This window comes from Pedobacter gandavensis, assembly GCF_032678465.1.
GTDB classification, from domain to species: domain Bacteria; phylum Bacteroidota; class Bacteroidia; order Sphingobacteriales; family Sphingobacteriaceae; genus Pedobacter; species Pedobacter gandavensis_B.
On record NZ_JAVTSK010000013.1, the window covers coordinates 36,935 to 53,410 of the forward strand.

Here is a 16,476-nt window from a genome sequence, read left to right on the forward strand (position 1 = left end):
TGCAACAGTATCAATGATGATATGAAAAAATTCCAAACCATACTTTATTATTGCTATAGTCCTATAGCAAACGCAGAACAATTTGCTGCCACCCACCTTACTTTTTGTAAATCTTTAAATCTTGTTGGCCGGATTATCGTCGCTGATGAAGGACTGAACGGTACAATTTCAGGAAGCACAGAAAATGTTGCAGCCTATATGGCTGCCATTCACGCGGACGAACGTTTTGCCAAAACAGAATTTAAAATTGACGAAGTGGATGAACCCTCTTTCATTAAAATGCATTGTCGTTATAAGGAAGAGATTGTGCATTCAGGATTAAGAGATCCAAACATCATCAACCCTAATGAACGAACAGGTAAACATCTGGAGCCCATAGAGTTTAAAAAGATGATTAAAGAAGAAGACGTGATTATTCTTGATGTGCGTTCTAACTACGAGCACAATTTAGGCAGATTCAAAAACGCCATCACTTTAGACATTGAAAACTTCAGGGATTTCCCGGAACAAATTAATGAGCTGGCTAAATACAAAGACAAAAAAGTACTAACTTACTGTACAGGGGGGATTAAATGTGAAAAAGCATCTGCCCTGCTGTTACACCATGGTTTCAATGACGTATATCAACTTCATGGCGGAATTATTAAATATGGTAAGGAAGCGGGTGGAGAAGATTTTGAAGGTAAATGTTATGTTTTTGATAACAGGATTGCTGTAGATGTCAACTCAGTAAATCCAAGTATCGTTTCCACCTGTTATAACTGTGGAACGGTAACTCCAAAAATGATCAACTGTGCAAATCCTGAATGTAATGAACACATTACACAATGTGATGCCTGTGGAGAAAAACTGGAAGGCTGTTGTTCGGCTCCCTGTATAACACATCCAAGAAAGCGTCCATATGATGGCACAGGATATTATGTTAAGGTACCTCAACCTGTAAATACTGTTGCAAAATAATTACGATTAGCCGTTCATAAAAAAAGCAACGGAAATGCCTCGATTAAAATTTGAGTGAATTTCCGTTGCCATCAAAGCAGCGTATTCCTTTTGTCCGGAATTACTCAAACTGAATTAAGATCCAAAACACCGGTCGCAAATGAAAAGATTTTATCACTTTCTTCTTGTGCTAACTCTTAGCTCTGGATTAGTTAAAGCACAACAAAAACCACCATTCTGGCAAGAAATTCAAGATTTCAAACATAAGGACAGTATTTCTATGCCAGCCAAAAATGGTATATTGTTTGTTGGCAGCTCCTCCTTTGAAAAATGGAAAGATCTGGAAACCGTATTCAAAGATTATCATGCCATCAACAGAGGGTTTGGTGGATCAACCCTTGCGCAAGCCAACTACTATATTTCAGATCTGGTTTATGCTTATCAGCCGCGACAAGTGGTTATTTATAGTGGTGAAAATGACATTGCTACCGATGGACAAACTGCGCTTGAAACACTTCATCGGTTTGCTTCCTTCTTTAATAACATTAGAAACAAATATCCTACGATCCCAATTCTATACATTTCCATAAAGGACAGTCCTTCAAGAAAGCAGCATGCTGCTACAAATGCACATGCCAATCTCCTGATTAAAGAATATTTAAATCATTATGCAAACACGAATTTTGTAGATGTTAACAGGAAAATGATGTACAAAAACGCCATTCGTCCGGAGCTTTTTCAGGAAGATATGTTACATATCAATGCGGAGGGCTATGCGATCTGGATCAAAGAAATCAAACCATACCTTATTAATCCTTAAGGACTGAAACATCAAAAGAGTCTGGCTTATTGCTCAAGATCCAACAGAATTTCTTTATTTTTAAATGGTTCTTAAATTGTTTAAGTTTGAATTATGAGCTCCATCAAAACAACCCTCTCCATCCTGCTCCTGGTTTATAGTCTGGGAACAAAGGCACAGGATTTTAAAAAATATGATAAGGGAAATTTTATCAAAGGCAAGGATAGCATCTCTTATCGCATCCTCTTTCCTGAAAACTTCAGTGCAGATAAAAAATACCCCATTTTGTTTTTTTTACATGGAAGTGGAGAACGTGGAAATGACAATGAAAAGCAACTGACCCATGGTGGAAACCTGTTCCTGAAGCCAGAAATAAGAAAACAATATCCTGCCATCATCGTCTTCCCTCAATGTTCCGAGGATAGCTTCTGGGCAAATGCCAGCTTTGATAAAGATGAGCAGGGCAATAGGTCCATCAATTTCCAAAAAAGAGGAAAACCGACTAAATCGATGAAAGCTTTATTAGGTATGATTGATAGTTTTTTAGATAAACCTTATGTAAACCATGATCAGGTTTATGTCGGGGGACTTTCAATGGGTGGAATGGGCACTTATGAACTATTAAGACGCAAGCCAAAGCTCTTCGCAGCTGCGATTGCTATTTGTGGCGGAGACAATGTGGCTAATGTTCAGAAATATAAAAATGTTCCCTTATGGATCTTTCATGGAGAGAAAGATGAAGTCGTTCCGGTTGGATTTTCTACCATGATTTCGGATCAGCTTAAAGTATTAGGAAAAGAACCTAAACTCACCTTGTATCCGGATGCCCATCACAACAGTTGGGATGCTGCATTTGCAGATCCCAATCTATTGCCATGGTTATTTTCTAATCAAAAGAAATAGCTGTATAATTATTCTGCCATATTGTGATAAACGGCCTGAACATCGTCGTCTTCCTCCAGTTTATCAATTAGTTTGAATACATCTGCAGCTTGCTCTTCTGTAACTGGAATTGTAGATAATGAAATACGCTCTAATTTAGCACTCTTCATCTCTACACCGATATCTTCCAGTGCTTTTTGCATTTTACCGAAGTCTTCGAAAGCGGTTTGTACCACTGCAATTTCATTTCCTTCTTCATCAGCTTCCAGGTATAATTCTTCCAAGCCAGCATCAATCAATTCAAACTCCAGTTCTTCCAGATCCTTATCACCAGGAACAAAACGGAAGATAGACTTGCGACTAAAAATAAAGTCAAGTGAACCTGTTTTACCTAGAGTACCACCAGTCTTATTGAAATAACTACGAATATTAGCTACCGTTCTATTGGTGTTATCAGTTGCTGTCTCAATTAGGATGGCTACACCATGTTGAGCATATCCTTCATAAACAAACTCTTCGTAACCATTCTCATCTTTATTAGATGCTCTTTTGATTGCAGCTTCAACGGTATGCTTAGGCATATTCACAGCCTTTGCATTCTGGATCGCAGTACGCAAACGTGAGTTGGTTTCTGGCGATGGGCCATTATCTTTAACAGCCATTACAATCTCTTTACCAATTCTGGTAAACTGAACGGCCATTTTTGCCCAACGTTTAAATTTCCTTTCTTTTCGGAACTCAAATGCTCTTCCCATTGTATCTTATATTTAAGGAATTTCCTTCTTAATGATTATTCTGTAAGTTCGTTAACATATCTGTTGTCATCTTCGACAAATCAAACTCTGGCTTCCAACCCCAATCTTTTTGAGCGAAGCTATCGTCGATAGAACGTGGCCAACTGTTGGCAATTGCCTGACGTGGATCATTCTCGGTGTAAGTTAATTTAAAATCTGGAATATGTTTCCTGATTTCTGAAGCTAATACTTCTGGCGTAAAGTGTACACCACCAAAATTATAACTTGAGCGGATAGAAATTTTGCTCGCTTCCGCATCCATTAATTCAATTGTACCACGAATGGCATCATCCATATACATCATTGGCAATTCTGTTTCTGCATTTAAGAAAGAAGCATAACTCCCTTTAGTTAAAGCATCGTGGAAAATATGAATTGCATAATCAGTAGTTCCACCACCTGGGGCAGCTTTCCAACTGATTAACCCTGGGTAACGAATACTACGAACATCTAAACCAAATTTTTGATGATAATATTCGCACCAACGTTCTCCTGCAAGTTTACTGATTCCATAAACCGTGTTCGGATCCATTACACAGTATTGTGGTGTCATATCTTTTGGAGAATTTGGCCCAAATACAGCGATAGAACTTGGCCAGTAAACTTTAGCAGTTTTATAAACAAGAGCAAGGTCTAAGATATTCAGTAAACCATTCATGTTCAGGTCCCAGGCTAATTTAGGATTCTGCTCACCTGTTGCAGACAATAAAGCTGCTAATAAATAAACCTGAGTAGGTTTATACTTTTGAAATATGTTATTCAGAATGTCTTTCTCAAGCACATTTACGAACTCAAATGGTCCTGAATTTTTGATGTCATAATCAGGTCTGCGGATGTCACAAGCTACTACATTACTTTCACCGTAAGTCTTACGTAAAGCGGTTACTAATTCAGTGCCGATCTGACCGTTAGAACCTAATACTAATATTTTCTCAATCATGAATTTTTGTATGGATTTTGACAAAGTTAAAAAAACGAAACAAACCTCTATAAAATGTTTATGATTTATACCTTTTTGTCTTTTTTACATTCGTTTTCCATCGCTGTTCATGGGGTAAAAAGACCCGAAAACAAGCCCATAAATTGCAGTATATCCCTTTGAGGAGTACATCAGAATAAATATAAAGAAATAACGTTTTAGGAGAGTCTACAGGCAGGAAAATCCAATGACAGAAATGCTTAACTGGGGTTATTTCCATGTACTTAATCGGCAAAAAGTTGATTAAGTAACAAAAACATGATATATTAGAATTATTGTGTATTTCTCACACTAACCATTATTTTTTGCTTATTATTACAAAACAAAACACACTTTAACCATATAAAAACACCTAAACAGCCAAGTATGAACAGAAGAGAAGCAGTGAAAAGTGTTGCCTTTTTAATGGGAGGCGCATTATCTGCAACTACTATTGGAGTATTTCTAGATAGTTGCACTTCACCATCTACAAAAGCAGCCGGGAACTTATTTTCTGCCGATCAGGAAAAGGTCATCACAGAGGTTGCAGATGTCATTATCCCCACTACAAGTACTCCAGGCGCCAAGGCAGCAGGAGTTGGTCCATTCATCGCCATGATGGTAAAAGAATGCTATCCTGAAGATGCTCAAAAAGCATTTGTAAAAGGACTGGAAGACCTTGAAAAACAATCACAAGATACTTTTAAAAAATCATTCCTTGAGATTTCAGTACCGCAGCGTCAGGAACTTTTAAGCAAAGTAAGAGAAGCCACGATTGCCGCCAGCAAAACTGAAAAAGAGGAATTAGAAAAAAAACAAGAAAACATTACTCAGAAAAAATCCGAAAAGGAGGCTCCCGGCAACGCCATGACGCCAAAGGACAAACCTAAAACCACACCTCAGTTCTTCGCGATTGCGAGAGACTTAACCTTGCTAGGTTATTTCACTTCGGAAATTGGAGCTACTCAGGCCATGGCCTATGTAGAAATCCCTGGCCGTTACGACGGTGATGTACCTTTAAAACCAGGTCAAAAAGTTTGGTCATAAACCTTTTAGAAATTTAACAATGAGCAATTTAAATACAAAAGCAACTGCACAAAACACTTATGATGCAATTGTTGTAGGATCAGGAATCAGTGGCGGCTGGGCTGCAAAAGAGTTAACCGAAAAAGGTTTAAAAGTGCTATTGCTGGAAAGAGGCAGAAATATCGAGCACATCAAGGATTATACCACGGCCATGAAAAAGCCATGGGAATTTGAACACCGCGGCAGATTAACTGAGGCACAAAAAGCAACTCACCCAGTACAAAAAAGAGATTATCCTTATCAGGAATTCAATGAAAGTTTCTGGGTAAACGATCTTGAATGCCCATATACTGAAGTTAAACGTTTCGATTGGTACCGTGGTTTTCACGTTGGTGGTAAATCATTGATGTGGGGCCGTCAGAGTTACCGTTTAAGTGACCTGAACTTTGAAGAAAATGCAAAAGATGGTCACGGAGTCGATTGGCCGATTAGATATAAAGACATTGCTCCCTGGTATGATTATGTAGAGAAATTTGCAGGAATCAGCGGCCAGGCAGAAAATTACCCACATTTTCCCGATGGACAGTTCCTTCCACCAATGGAAATGAACTGTGTAGAGAAAGATGTAAAAAAAAGAATTGAAAGCAAATGGAATAAGTCCAGAATCTTAACTATTGGACGTACAGCTAACTTAACTGTAGAGCATGGTGGAAGAGGTAAATGTCAATATCGTAACCTTTGTAGCAGAGGATGTCCATTTGGCGCATATTTTAGTACCCAGTCTTCTACCCTACCTGCAGCTGTTGCCACAGGAAATCTAACACTCCGTCCATATTCATTGGTCAATACCATCGTATATGATAAAGAAACACAAAAAGCGAAGGGTGTAATTGTTATTGATTCTGAAACGAATGAACATATCGAATACTTTGCAAAAATTGTATTCGTGAACGGTTCGACATTAGGTTCAACTTTCCTTTTATTAAACTCTACTTCAGCTGAACATCCAAATGGATTGGGTAATGGTAGTGGTGAATTAGGCCATAACCTGATGGATCACCATTTCCGTTGCGGTGCATCTGGAAGAGCAGAAGGCTTTGACGACAGATACACATACGGCCGAAGAGCAAATGGAATTTATGTTCCAAGATATAGAAACATTGGCAACGACAAACGCGATTATGTAAGGGGCTTTGGCTACCAGGGTGGCGCAAGTCGCGGAAACTGGCATGCTGATGTTGCCGAGATGGCATTTGGCGGAGAATTTAAAGATCAAATGACTGTTCCAGGCGCCTGGAGCATGGGCTTAGGTGGTTTCGGAGAGTCTCTTCCTTACCATGAAAACCGCGTGTACATCGACAAAGATAAAAAAGACAAATGGGGACAACCTGTTTTGGCTATTGATTGCGAATTCAAAGATAACGAGCAAAAAATGCGCGTAGACATGATGAACGACGCTGCTGAAATGTTGGAAGCCGCAGGAATTAAAGATGTAAAAACTTACGATAATGGCTCTACACCAGGTATGGCGATCCATGAAATGGGTACTGCACGTATGGGATTAGATCCTAAAACCTCTGTATTGAACAAATGGAACCAAATGCACGAAGTGAAAAACGTATTCGTAACTGATGGTTCATGTATGCCATCTGCAGCTTGTCAGAATCCTTCATTAACGTATATGGCATTGACCGCAAGGGCTTGTGATTTTGCAGTTAATGAACTTAAAAAAGGTAACCTTTAATATCAACCTGCATATTGGTAAATCCGATATGCAGGTTTTATGTTTAAACCCTGCTAATTCGGTTTAGACACTTTAAAAACAACAACAAAAAATATATTCTGATGAACAACAGAAAAATGAGAATGGGCATGATCGGTGGAGGAAAAGATGCCTTTATTGGAGCCGTTCACCGCATTGCGGCAAATATGGATGGTCAGGTTGAGTTTTGCTGTGGCGCTTTAAGCGTCAATCCTGAAGTTGGTAAACAGTCCGGAAAAGAGCTTTTCCTGGATGACGACCGAATTTACGAGAATTATCAGGAAATGATTGAAAAAGAAAGTCAGCTACCAGCAGATAAACGCATAGATTTCGTGACCATCGTAACGCCTAACTTTGCCCACTTTGCTCCTGCAATGATGGCACTGGATCATGGCTTCAATGTCGTGATTGAAAAACCAATCGCATTATCTCTGGATGAAGCCAGGCAATTACAGGAAAAAGTAAAAGAAACAGGACTGGTATTGTGCCTGACGCATACCTATTCTGGCTACCCAATGGTGAAACAAGCCAAAGCCATGGTTAAAGAAGGAAAACTGGGTGCCATTAGAAAAATAATGGTAGAATATCCTCAGGGTTGGTTGAGTACCTTAACGGAACGGGAAGGAAATGCTGGTGCTGCGTGGCGTACTGACCCTGCTAAAAGCGGTAAAAGCGGTTGCATGGGCGATATCGGAACACATGCTGCGCAATTGGCAGAATATATTTCCGGCTTAAAAATCAGTAAGCTTTGTGCAGATTTAAACATTGTAGTACCGGGACGTGGTTTGGACGATGATGGAAACGTATTGTTAAAATTCGACAATGGAGCTAACGGTGTTTTAATCGCATCTCAAATTGCAGCAGGTGAAGAAAATGCATTAAAAATTAAAGTATATGGTGAAAAAGGTGGTCTGGAATGGCATCAGATGGAACCAAATACCTTAATCGTAAAATGGTTGAATGAACCAGCACAAATCTATCGTGCCGGACAAGCCTATCTTTCAGATATTGCAAAACACAATACCCGTGTTCCTGGAGGTCATCCGGAAGGATACCTGGAAGCTTTTGCCAATATATACAGAAACTTTGCATTAACGATCGGAGCAATCAGTCAGGGGCAACAACCTACAGAAGCAATGCTCGACTTCCCTAAAGTGGAAGATGGGGTTAGAGGTATGGCATTTATTGAAAATGTGGTCGCTTCTTCAGCATCTGATCAAAAGTGGTTTGATTTTAACATATAAACATCATGACAACAATTAAAGGCCCTGGAGTATTTCTAGCTCAGTTTATCGGTGATAAAGCCCCATTCAATTCATTGGATGCAATTTGTGAATGGGCAGCAGGATTAGGATTTAAAGGAATTCAAATGCCAACCCTTGACCCAAGATTCATTGATCTGCAAAAAGCTGCAGAAAGCAAAACCTATGCAGATGAATTAAAAGGAAAAGTGGCTTCATATGGACTGGAGATTACAGAACTATCGACACACCTTCAAGGACAATTGGTAGCAGTAAATCCGGCTTACGATCTTGCTTTCGACGCATTCGCTCCAGATCAATATAAAAACAACCCCACTGAAAGGACAAAATGGGCCGTTCAGCAATTAAAATATGCGGCAAAAGCTTCACAAAACCTGGGCTTAAATGCACATGCTACTTTTAGCGGCTCCTTATTATGGCATATGTTTCATCCCTGGCCTCAACGTCCGGAAGGATTGGTAGACGCTGCCTTTACAGAGCTGGCTAAAAGATGGACCCCTATTCTAAATGAATTTGATAACTGTGGGGTCGATGTTTGTTATGAGATCCATCCAGGTGAAGACCTATTTGATGGTATCACCTACGAAATGTTCCTGGAAAAAGTAAACCATCACCCACGTGCCTGTCTACTATATGACCCCTCCCATTTTGTATTACAACAACTAGATTACATACAATACATAGATTTCTACCATGAACGGATCAAGGCCTTCCACGTGAAAGATTCTGAGTTTAACCCTAGCGGAAAACAAGGAACTTTTGGTGGGTACCAAAGCTGGGCAAACCGTGCCGGAAGATACCGTTCTCCAGGCGATGGACAGGTGGACTTCAAAACCATTTTTAGTAAATTGGCACAGTACGATTATACGGGATGGGCAGTAATGGAATGGGAATGCGTCATTAAAGATGCACAAGTCGGTGCCAAAGAAGGTGCAGAACTGATCAGCAAACTGATCATTCCTGTAACTGACAGGGCATTTGATGATTTCGCTGCTTCCGGTGGAAATGACGACTTCAACAACAAAATATTAGGACTATAATAATTAATACAATAAAAGATGAAAAACACACTATCTATCCTTGCCTGCTTTATTTTGGCTTTAGCATCCTGCGGAAGTCCGGAATCAAATTCTACCAGTACCACAACAACTACTGAAAGTACACCTGCAACGGCAAGTGCATCCACTGAAAAACACCCTGGAGAGAAATTAATTGCTACTTCCGACTGTATCGGCTGCCACAATAAAGTAACCAAAGTAATTGGTCCAACTTACGAGGAGATTGCGGCTAAATATACCAATGATGATGCAACAGTTGAGCTACTTTCCAAAAAAATCATTGATGGTGGTAAAGGAGTTTGGGGTGAAATTCCAATGACTCCACATGCCAATCTATCACAAGACGATGCCAAAGAAATGGTACGTTACATTCTATCCCTGAAAAAATAACCTGAACCACAGAACCAAATATAAACCATGGAAGAAACCAAGAAAAACCAGGAAACTTCATCCAGAAGAAATTTCCTCAAAACCACTGCAATTGCTGCTTCGGCATTTATGATTGTTCCCCGTCATGTTTTAGGCGGACCAGGATTTTTAGCGCCCAGTGACCGCCTGATTATCGCCGGAATTGGTGCTGGAGGAAAGGGACAATCAGATATTGCGAATTTTCACAAAAGTGGGAAAGCTGACATCGGCTTTCTGTGTGATGTACATGATTCAAGGGCTGCGGCCAGCGTAAAGGCATTCCCGAAAGCGAAATACTACAGGGATTTCCGTGAATTGTTCGACAAAGAACACAAGAACTTTGATGCGGTATCGGTTTCAACCCCAGATCATAGCCACGCGATCATTGCTTTAGGTGCCATGCAACTAGGTAAACACGTTTATGTTCAAAAGCCATTGGCTCACGACATTTACGAAGCTCGTGCCTTAACCGCAGCAGCCCAGAAGTACAAAGTAGTAACCCAAATGGGAAACCAGGGTGCTTCAAATGATGGCCCTAGACAAATGAAAGAATGGTATGATGCAGGTTTAATTGGTGATGTGCATACGGTTTATGCCTGGACAGATCGTCCGGTATGGCCACAAGGTATTCCATGGTCTGCAAATAAAGCAGAAGTACCTAAAGACCTGGATTGGGATTTATGGTTAGGTACTGCACCATACAAAGATTATGTAAACAAACTGGTTCCATTTAACTGGAGAGGCTGGTGGGATTATGGAACTGGCGCATTGGGCGATATGGGCTGTCACCTATTGGAAGCACCATTTAGCGTATTGAATCTAAAATATGCTACTGAAGTTCAGGCTAGTGTAGGCTCTGTCTATGTGGATGAATTTAAACGAGGATATTTCCCTGACAGCTGTCCTCCATCAAGTCATGTGACCTTAAAATTCCCTAAAACCAATAAAACCAAAGGTGATATCACTGTTCACTGGATGGACGGCGGTATTCAGCCTGAAAGACCAGAAGAACTGGAAGCAAATGAGGTTTTCGGCGATGGAGGAAATGGTACTTTATTTATCGGTACCAAAGGAAAAATGATGGCCAGTACCTATAGTGCAGACCCACGTTTACTACCATTGAGTAAAAACAAAGACATCAAGGTTCCAGCAAAATTTGCCCGTGTACCTGGTGGTGCAGAAGGCCATTATGCCCAATGGGTAGAAGGATGTATTGCCGGATATGGTAAAAAAGAGCTGAGTTCTCCTTTTGATATTGCAGGCCCACTCACAGAAGCATTGCTGATGGCAAATTTAGCCATCAGGGGAACAGATGTTCAGGTTAAAAATGATAAGGGAAGACCAAGTTTCCCTGGAAGAGACATTAAATTACTTTGGGACAATAACAATATGAAAGTCACAAATTTTGATGCAGTAAATCAGTTCGTAAAACGCGACTATAGAAAAGGATGGTAATCACCATCCTTTTTTCAACTTAAAAAGAAAACTATGAAACCATATATTTTTTCAGCGATACTGCTTACCACAGTATTTGGTGCAGGTAATAGTCAGGCACAATCCAGCAATAAAGGATTTACCAAACTGTTTGATGGTAAAACAACTGCCGGATGGCATACCTATGGTCAGACAACAGCTGGCGAAAAATGGGATGTTGTGGATGGCAGCCTTCATTTTAATCCTAAATCAGGAAAAACCGGTGGTGGTGATTTAGTCACAGATAAGGAATATGGTAATTTCCATTTGAAAATCGACTGGAAAGTAGCCCCTAAAGCCAATAGCGGAATTATCTTTTATGTAAAAGAGGATAAACCTAAATACAAGGCCACCTATGCGACAGGTTTAGAAATGCAGGTATTAGACAATGATGGTCATCCAGATGGAAAAATCACTAAACACCGTGCCGGGGATCTTTATGACCTGATTAAAAGCAGTTCAGAACCAGTTAAACCTGTTGGAGAATGGAATACTGCAGAAATCATCAGTAAAAACGGCAAACTTGAACTTAAACTAAATGGTGTAAAGATCGTACAGACCACACTTTGGGACGAGCAGTTCAAAAATTTGATCGCCGGTAGTAAATTTGCAAACTGGCCAGATTTTGCTACATTCAGAACTGGAAAAATTGCATTACAGGATCATGGCGATGAAGTCTGGTTCCGTAATATCCTGATTAAAGAGCTGTAAAAAATTAACCCTGGCGTGGGAAACGCCAAAATCATTGACCAAAAAAACGAGATATAAATCATCAACAATGAACCTTAACAACCGCATCAAACTTTCATTCATGATGTTCCTGGAGTTTTTCATCTGGGGCGCATGGTTTGTGACACTGGGCACCTTCCTGGGGAATAACCTCAGCGCTACCGGAAGCCAATCGGCATCAGTATTCTCCACCCAATCCTGGGGAGCGATCATTGCTCCTTTCATCATTGGATTGATCGCTGACCGTTATTTTAATGCAGAAAAGATACTGGGTGTACTTCACTTAATCGGGGCTGTACTCATGTATCAAATGTATAATGCTACCGACATCAGTGTATTTTACCCTTATGTTCTGGCTTATATGATTCTTTTTATGCCTACCCTAGCACTAGTCAACTCTGTTTCTTTCAATCAAATGAAAGATCCGGAAAAAGAGTTCTCAACAATCCGGGTATTTGGAACCATTGGATGGATTGCAGCTGGTTTATTGATCAGTTTCTACTTCCACTGGGATTCTCCCGAAGGTGCAAAAGAAGGATTACTTAAAAACACTTTCCTAATGGCAGGTATTGCTTCCGCCGCATTAGGTCTGTTCAGTTTTACTTTACCAAAGACCCCACCTAAAGCTGTTGCCGGAGAAAAAGTTAAAATATCAGAGATCTTAGGATTAGATGCCTTAAAATTATTAAAAGATAAAAATTTCGCAATTTTCTTTGTCTCTTCTATCTTGATTTGTATCCCCCTGGCTTTCTATTATCAGAATGCACACCCTTTCCTAACTAACGTAGGGATGGAAGATCCAACAGGAAAGATGACTATTGGACAAGTTTCAGAGGTGTTATTCTTATTGTTACTCCCTATTTTCTTTACAAAATTTGGATTCAAGAAAACAATCCTGGTAGGCATGCTGGCCTGGTGTTTACGCTATGCACTTTTTGCTTATGGCAATGCAAGCGATTTAGGATTTATGTTGATCATCGGAATCGCGCTTCATGGTATTTGCTATGACTTCTTCTTTGTATCCGGACAAATTTACACCAATTCCATTGCTGGTGATAAATATAAAAGCTCTGCACAGGGACTGATTACATTGGCGACCTATGGCGTAGGTATGTTAATCGGATTCGAAGTAGCCGGCTACATTACTGATACTTATAAACTAGCTGATGGTTCATTCGATTGGAAAATGGTATGGATCATCCCTTCGGGTATCGCCTTGGTGGTTTTCTTATTGTTTGCTCTTTTCTTTACAGACAAGAAAAAAGAGGAATCACAATTCAATGCGTAATGGCTGAAGAACAAAGCAGGAGAACTGCATTAAAAAACATAGTTGCCGGAACTGCCGCTTTAGGTGTTTCGGCTACTATGCCCGCTTTTGCTATGGAGCCTTATAAATCAACTACTTTAAAAGGAAATGTAAATCACTCTGTGTGTGCCTGGTGTTTCGGAGATATGGAGCTGGAGGCCCTATGTATTGAGGCTAAAAAGATCGGAATAAAAGCCATTGACCTTGTCGGCCCATCCGGATGGCCTACCTTAAAAAAGTACGGCTTAGACTCCTCCATGTGTAATGGTGCCGAAATCAACCTGGTTGATGGATGGAATGATCCTAAATTTCATGCTACACTGATTAAAAATTATTCGGAAATGATTCCTAAAGTGGCTGCAGCAGGTTATAAACAACTGATCTGTTTTAGCGGAAATCGCCGTGGAAAAGATGATGAAACCGGAATAAACAATTGTGTGGAAGGCTTGAAACAAGTGATTGGTATTGCTGAAAAACACAATGTTGTACTCGTAATGGAATTATTAAACAGTAAGGTTGACCACACTGATTATCAATGCGACACCACAAAATGGGGTGCAGAATTGGCTAAAAGACTGGGATCAGAGAATTTCAAACTGCTATACGATATTTACCACATGCAAATCGATGAAGGGAATGTGATCAGTAATATTAAAAAATACCATCCTTACATCTCTCATTACCATACTGCCGGCGTTCCCGGAAGAAATGAAATAGACGATACTCAGGAATTATTTTATCCCGCGATTATAAAAGCTATATTAGCAACCGGATTTAAAGGTTATCTTGCTCAGGAATTTATTCCTAAGTATAAAGATAAAATCAAATCACTGAGAGACGCCGTAAATATTTGTGACGTATAAAATCAAATTTATGAACTCGAGAAGAACATTTATAAAAAACGCAGGAATGGCTGCAGCAGGAGCCCTGTTGTTCCCTTCATTTGCACATGCCTTTGCGAAGATCAAACCTGTTGGACTTCAACTGTACACTTTGAGAGAAGTAATCGGTAAAGACACCAAAGGTGTAATTGAGCAAATAGCTAAAGCAGGCTATAAAGAAGTGGAAACTTATGGATACTCTCCTAAAGGTGGTTATTTCGGGATGGACATTAAAGCTTTCAAAAGTTTGCTGGACAACAATGGACTTAAAGCACCTAGTGGTCACTTCGGTCTGGATTCTTTCCTAAAAGATGGAAATCAGGACGAATTGAAAATTGCGATTGATGGAGCAAATGGTCTTAAAATGGAATTCCTGACCATTCCCTGGATGGGCGAGAGCTTAAGATCAAGTCTTGATGATTACAAAAAAGTTGCTGAACGTCTGAATCAGGCTGCAGAAATCTGCAAGAAATCAGGATTGAAACTGGCTTACCATAACCATGATTTTGAATTCAAAAAATATGACGGCAAAACCGGCTATGAAGTAATGCTACAGGAAACTGATAAAAATCTGGTGAAATTTGAGATGGACTTATACTGGGTGGTAAGATCAGGTAATGATCCGATTGCTTTTTTTAATAAATACCCAGGACGTTTCCCAATGTGGCACGTAAAGGATATGGACAAAGCAAACCATGGCATCAATACTGAAGTAGGAACAGGTACAATTGATTTCAAATCTTTCTTTAAACATGCCAAGCAGGCAGGATTGAAGTATGCTATTGTAGAACAGGAGAATTTCTCAAAGGATCCTTTTGTGAGCATTAAGCAAAGCTTTGATTACGTAAGTCGCGAATTGGTTTAAGAATAAGATCTTAAAATATCAAGGGAAGTGGTTTACGAAAACTACTTCCCTTTTTTTATGACCTTAATCTTTGACCTGAATATTTAAGAGATCAACTACTGGAAATCCAGGGCAACAAAGATCTCCAAAATACATTAAAATGCAAGTTTTGAGTACTTTAGCCGCCGAAAACACAAAAATTTCACCATATTTGAAAAATATGGCTGAAATAAGCCCGGAAACTAAAGAACTTATTACAAAAAACTGAATACTATAAATTAATAAGAACTATAAAAAACCAATTAAAAAATGAAAATTGCAGTTGTAGGCGCCACCGGCCTGGTAGGTACCGTAATGTTAAAAGTGTTAGAAGAGCGTAACTTCCCGTTAACCGAATTAATTCCGGTTGCATCTGAAAAAAGTGTAGGTAAAGAAATCACTTTTAAGGGTAAGAAGTATGCAATTGTAAACATGGATACTGCAATTTCAATGAGACCTGATATTGCTTTATTCTCTGCGGGTGGAAGCACCTCATTAGAGCATGCCCCACGTTTCGCTGAGGCAGGAACCACAGTAATTGACAATTCCTCGGCATGGCGTATGGATCCATCTAAGAAATTAGTAGTTCCGGAAGTGAATGCTCATGAATTATCTATTGACGATAAGATCATTGCAAATCCAAATTGTTCAACTATTCAAATGGTAGTGGCTTTAAAACCATTGCATGATAAATATAAGATCAAACGCGTTGTAGTTTCTACCTACCAATCGGTAACTGGAACTGGTGTAAAAGCCGTAGAGCAAATGATGAACGAGCGTAAAGGCATCACTGATGGCCCTATGGCTTATGCTTACCCAATTGATTTAAACGTTATCCCTCAGATTGATGTTTTCGAAGAAAACGGATATACAAAAGAGGAGATGAAAATGATCAAGGAAACCAATAAGATCATGGGCGACGATAGCATCCGTTTAACGGCTACTACTGTTCGTATCCCGGTAATGGGCGGACATTCTGAGTCGGTAAACATTGAGTTTGAAAACGACTTTGATGTGATTGAACTTAGAGCCTTACTGGCCAATACTCCAGGACTGGTGGTTGTGGATGATATTGCCAACCTGAAATATCCAATGCCTAAAGATGCTCATGAAAAAGATGAAGTATTTGTTGGAAGAATCAGACGTGATGAATCTATGCCAAATTCAGTAAACCTTTGGATTGTTGCAGACAACCTTCGTAAAGGTGCAGCAACCAATGCTGTTCAGATTGCAGAATACCTGATGAAAAACGAACTGGTTTAATCTCTTTGAATAAAAAACGATTGAGGTATGGAACGCTTTAAAAAGCAATCTGT

Annotated in this window: 16 protein-coding genes; 14 read left to right on the plus strand and 2 right to left on the minus strand. The window is 39.7% G+C overall.

The window, feature by feature from the left end:
• Nucleotides 1-21 precede the first annotated feature (21 nt).
• The 3 genes from R2Q94_RS19735 (at nt 22) to R2Q94_RS19745 (ending at nt 2,641) form a co-directional block, all read left to right on the plus strand.
• Nucleotides 22-960 carry a rhodanese-related sulfurtransferase gene (locus R2Q94_RS19735; protein WP_316823209.1) on the plus strand — a complete coding sequence of 313 codons (939 nt, stop codon included), beginning with the start codon at nt 22-24 and terminating at the stop codon, nt 958-960.
• A gap of 139 nt (nt 961-1,099) precedes the next feature.
• A complete protein-coding gene (locus R2Q94_RS19740; RefSeq protein ID WP_316823210.1) occupies nt 1,100-1,759 on the plus strand; it encodes a GDSL-type esterase/lipase family protein in 660 nt (219 codons plus the stop codon).
• Between the two features lie 93 nt (nt 1,760-1,852).
• Nucleotides 1,853-2,641: a prolyl oligopeptidase family serine peptidase gene (locus R2Q94_RS19745; RefSeq protein WP_316823211.1), complete on the plus strand. Its 789-nt coding sequence runs from the start codon at nt 1,853-1,855 to the stop codon at nt 2,639-2,641.
• A gap of 8 nt (nt 2,642-2,649) precedes the next feature.
• Here R2Q94_RS19745 and R2Q94_RS19750 read toward each other — a convergent pair whose 3' ends face one another.
• Together R2Q94_RS19750 and R2Q94_RS19755 are read right to left on the minus strand one after the other, a co-directional pair.
• Nucleotides 2,650-3,375 (minus strand): YebC/PmpR family DNA-binding transcriptional regulator, encoded by a 726-nt coding sequence (locus R2Q94_RS19750; protein WP_316823212.1) that lies wholly within the window; start codon nt 3,373-3,375, stop codon nt 2,650-2,652.
• Between the two features lie 28 nt (nt 3,376-3,403).
• The gene (locus tag R2Q94_RS19755; protein ID WP_316823213.1) at nt 3,404-4,354 is read right to left on the minus strand and encodes an NAD-dependent epimerase/dehydratase family protein; all 951 of its coding nucleotides are present in this window, start codon (nt 4,352-4,354) and stop codon (nt 3,404-3,406) included.
• A gap of 405 nt (nt 4,355-4,759) precedes the next feature.
• On the opposite strand from R2Q94_RS19755, the gene R2Q94_RS19760 reads away from it, so the two are divergent.
• The 11 genes from R2Q94_RS19760 (at nt 4,760) to R2Q94_RS19810 (ending at nt 16,423) form a co-directional block, all read left to right on the plus strand.
• Complete coding sequence (locus R2Q94_RS19760; protein WP_316823214.1) at nt 4,760-5,419, plus strand: gluconate 2-dehydrogenase subunit 3 family protein; 660 nt, start codon at nt 4,760-4,762, stop codon at nt 5,417-5,419.
• A 19-nt stretch (nt 5,420-5,438) separates the two neighbouring features.
• The gene (locus R2Q94_RS19765) at nt 5,439-7,142 is read left to right on the plus strand and encodes a GMC family oxidoreductase (protein WP_316823215.1); all 1,704 of its coding nucleotides are present in this window, start codon (nt 5,439-5,441) and stop codon (nt 7,140-7,142) included.
• Between the two features lie 101 nt (nt 7,143-7,243).
• Nucleotides 7,244-8,404 (plus strand): Gfo/Idh/MocA family oxidoreductase, encoded by a 1,161-nt coding sequence (locus tag R2Q94_RS19770; protein ID WP_316823216.1) that lies wholly within the window; start codon nt 7,244-7,246, stop codon nt 8,402-8,404.
• A gap of 5 nt (nt 8,405-8,409) precedes the next feature.
• Nucleotides 8,410-9,462: a sugar phosphate isomerase/epimerase gene (locus R2Q94_RS19775; RefSeq protein ID WP_316823217.1), complete on the plus strand. Its 1,053-nt coding sequence runs from the start codon at nt 8,410-8,412 to the stop codon at nt 9,460-9,462.
• Between the two features lie 18 nt (nt 9,463-9,480).
• A complete protein-coding gene (locus tag R2Q94_RS19780) occupies nt 9,481-9,870 on the plus strand; it encodes a c-type cytochrome (protein ID WP_316823218.1) in 390 nt (129 codons plus the stop codon).
• Nucleotides 9,871-9,897: 27 nt separating this feature from the next.
• Nucleotides 9,898-11,343 (plus strand): Gfo/Idh/MocA family oxidoreductase, encoded by a 1,446-nt coding sequence (locus R2Q94_RS19785; protein ID WP_316823219.1) that lies wholly within the window; start codon nt 9,898-9,900, stop codon nt 11,341-11,343.
• Nucleotides 11,344-11,376: 33 nt separating this feature from the next.
• Nucleotides 11,377-12,072 carry a DUF1080 domain-containing protein gene (locus R2Q94_RS19790; protein WP_316823220.1) on the plus strand — a complete coding sequence of 232 codons (696 nt, stop codon included), beginning with the start codon at nt 11,377-11,379 and terminating at the stop codon, nt 12,070-12,072.
• A gap of 67 nt (nt 12,073-12,139) precedes the next feature.
• Nucleotides 12,140-13,378, plus strand: a complete 1,239-nt coding sequence (locus R2Q94_RS19795; RefSeq protein ID WP_316823221.1) for a nucleoside permease — start codon at nt 12,140-12,142, stop codon at nt 13,376-13,378.
• Entirely contained in the window at nt 13,378-14,259 is an 882-nt protein-coding gene (locus R2Q94_RS19800; RefSeq protein ID WP_316823222.1) for a hydroxypyruvate isomerase family protein, read from the plus strand. The genes R2Q94_RS19795 and R2Q94_RS19800 overlap by 1 nt, the downstream gene beginning before the upstream one ends.
• Nucleotides 14,260-14,269: 10 nt before the next feature.
• The gene (locus R2Q94_RS19805; RefSeq protein ID WP_316823223.1) at nt 14,270-15,142 is read left to right on the plus strand and encodes a sugar phosphate isomerase/epimerase; all 873 of its coding nucleotides are present in this window, start codon (nt 14,270-14,272) and stop codon (nt 15,140-15,142) included.
• Nucleotides 15,143-15,430: 288 nt separating this feature from the next.
• Nucleotides 15,431-16,423: an aspartate-semialdehyde dehydrogenase gene (locus R2Q94_RS19810; protein WP_316823224.1), complete on the plus strand. Its 993-nt coding sequence runs from the start codon at nt 15,431-15,433 to the stop codon at nt 16,421-16,423.
• Nucleotides 16,424-16,476: the final 53 nt, after the last annotated feature.

Coding starts and splice junctions, on each gene's coding strand:
- R2Q94_RS19740 (WP_316823210.1), top strand. CDS start 1,100: ATGAAAAGATTTTATCACTTTCTTCTTGTGCTAACTCTTAGCTCTGGA.
- R2Q94_RS19760 (WP_316823214.1), top strand. CDS start 4,760: ATGAACAGAAGAGAAGCAGTGAAAAGTGTTGCCTTTTTAATGGGAGGC.
- R2Q94_RS19765 (WP_316823215.1), top strand. CDS start 5,439: ATGAGCAATTTAAATACAAAAGCAACTGCACAAAACACTTATGATGCA.
- R2Q94_RS19735 (WP_316823209.1), top strand. CDS start 22: ATGAAAAAATTCCAAACCATACTTTATTATTGCTATAGTCCTATAGCA.
- R2Q94_RS19745 (WP_316823211.1), top strand. CDS start 1,853: ATGAGCTCCATCAAAACAACCCTCTCCATCCTGCTCCTGGTTTATAGT.
- R2Q94_RS19750 (WP_316823212.1), bottom strand. CDS start 3,375: ATGGGAAGAGCATTTGAGTTCCGAAAAGAAAGGAAATTTAAACGTTGG.
- R2Q94_RS19780 (WP_316823218.1), top strand. CDS start 9,481: ATGAAAAACACACTATCTATCCTTGCCTGCTTTATTTTGGCTTTAGCA.
- R2Q94_RS19775 (WP_316823217.1), top strand. CDS start 8,410: ATGACAACAATTAAAGGCCCTGGAGTATTTCTAGCTCAGTTTATCGGT.
- R2Q94_RS19785 (WP_316823219.1), top strand. CDS start 9,898: ATGGAAGAAACCAAGAAAAACCAGGAAACTTCATCCAGAAGAAATTTC.
- R2Q94_RS19790 (WP_316823220.1), top strand. CDS start 11,377: ATGAAACCATATATTTTTTCAGCGATACTGCTTACCACAGTATTTGGT.
- R2Q94_RS19805 (WP_316823223.1), top strand. CDS start 14,270: ATGAACTCGAGAAGAACATTTATAAAAAACGCAGGAATGGCTGCAGCA.
- R2Q94_RS19800 (WP_316823222.1), top strand. CDS start 13,378: ATGGCTGAAGAACAAAGCAGGAGAACTGCATTAAAAAACATAGTTGCC.
- R2Q94_RS19810 (WP_316823224.1), top strand. CDS start 15,431: ATGAAAATTGCAGTTGTAGGCGCCACCGGCCTGGTAGGTACCGTAATG.
- R2Q94_RS19755 (WP_316823213.1), bottom strand. CDS start 4,354: ATGATTGAGAAAATATTAGTATTAGGTTCTAACGGTCAGATCGGCACT.
- R2Q94_RS19795 (WP_316823221.1), top strand. CDS start 12,140: ATGAACCTTAACAACCGCATCAAACTTTCATTCATGATGTTCCTGGAG.
- R2Q94_RS19770 (WP_316823216.1), top strand. CDS start 7,244: ATGAACAACAGAAAAATGAGAATGGGCATGATCGGTGGAGGAAAAGAT.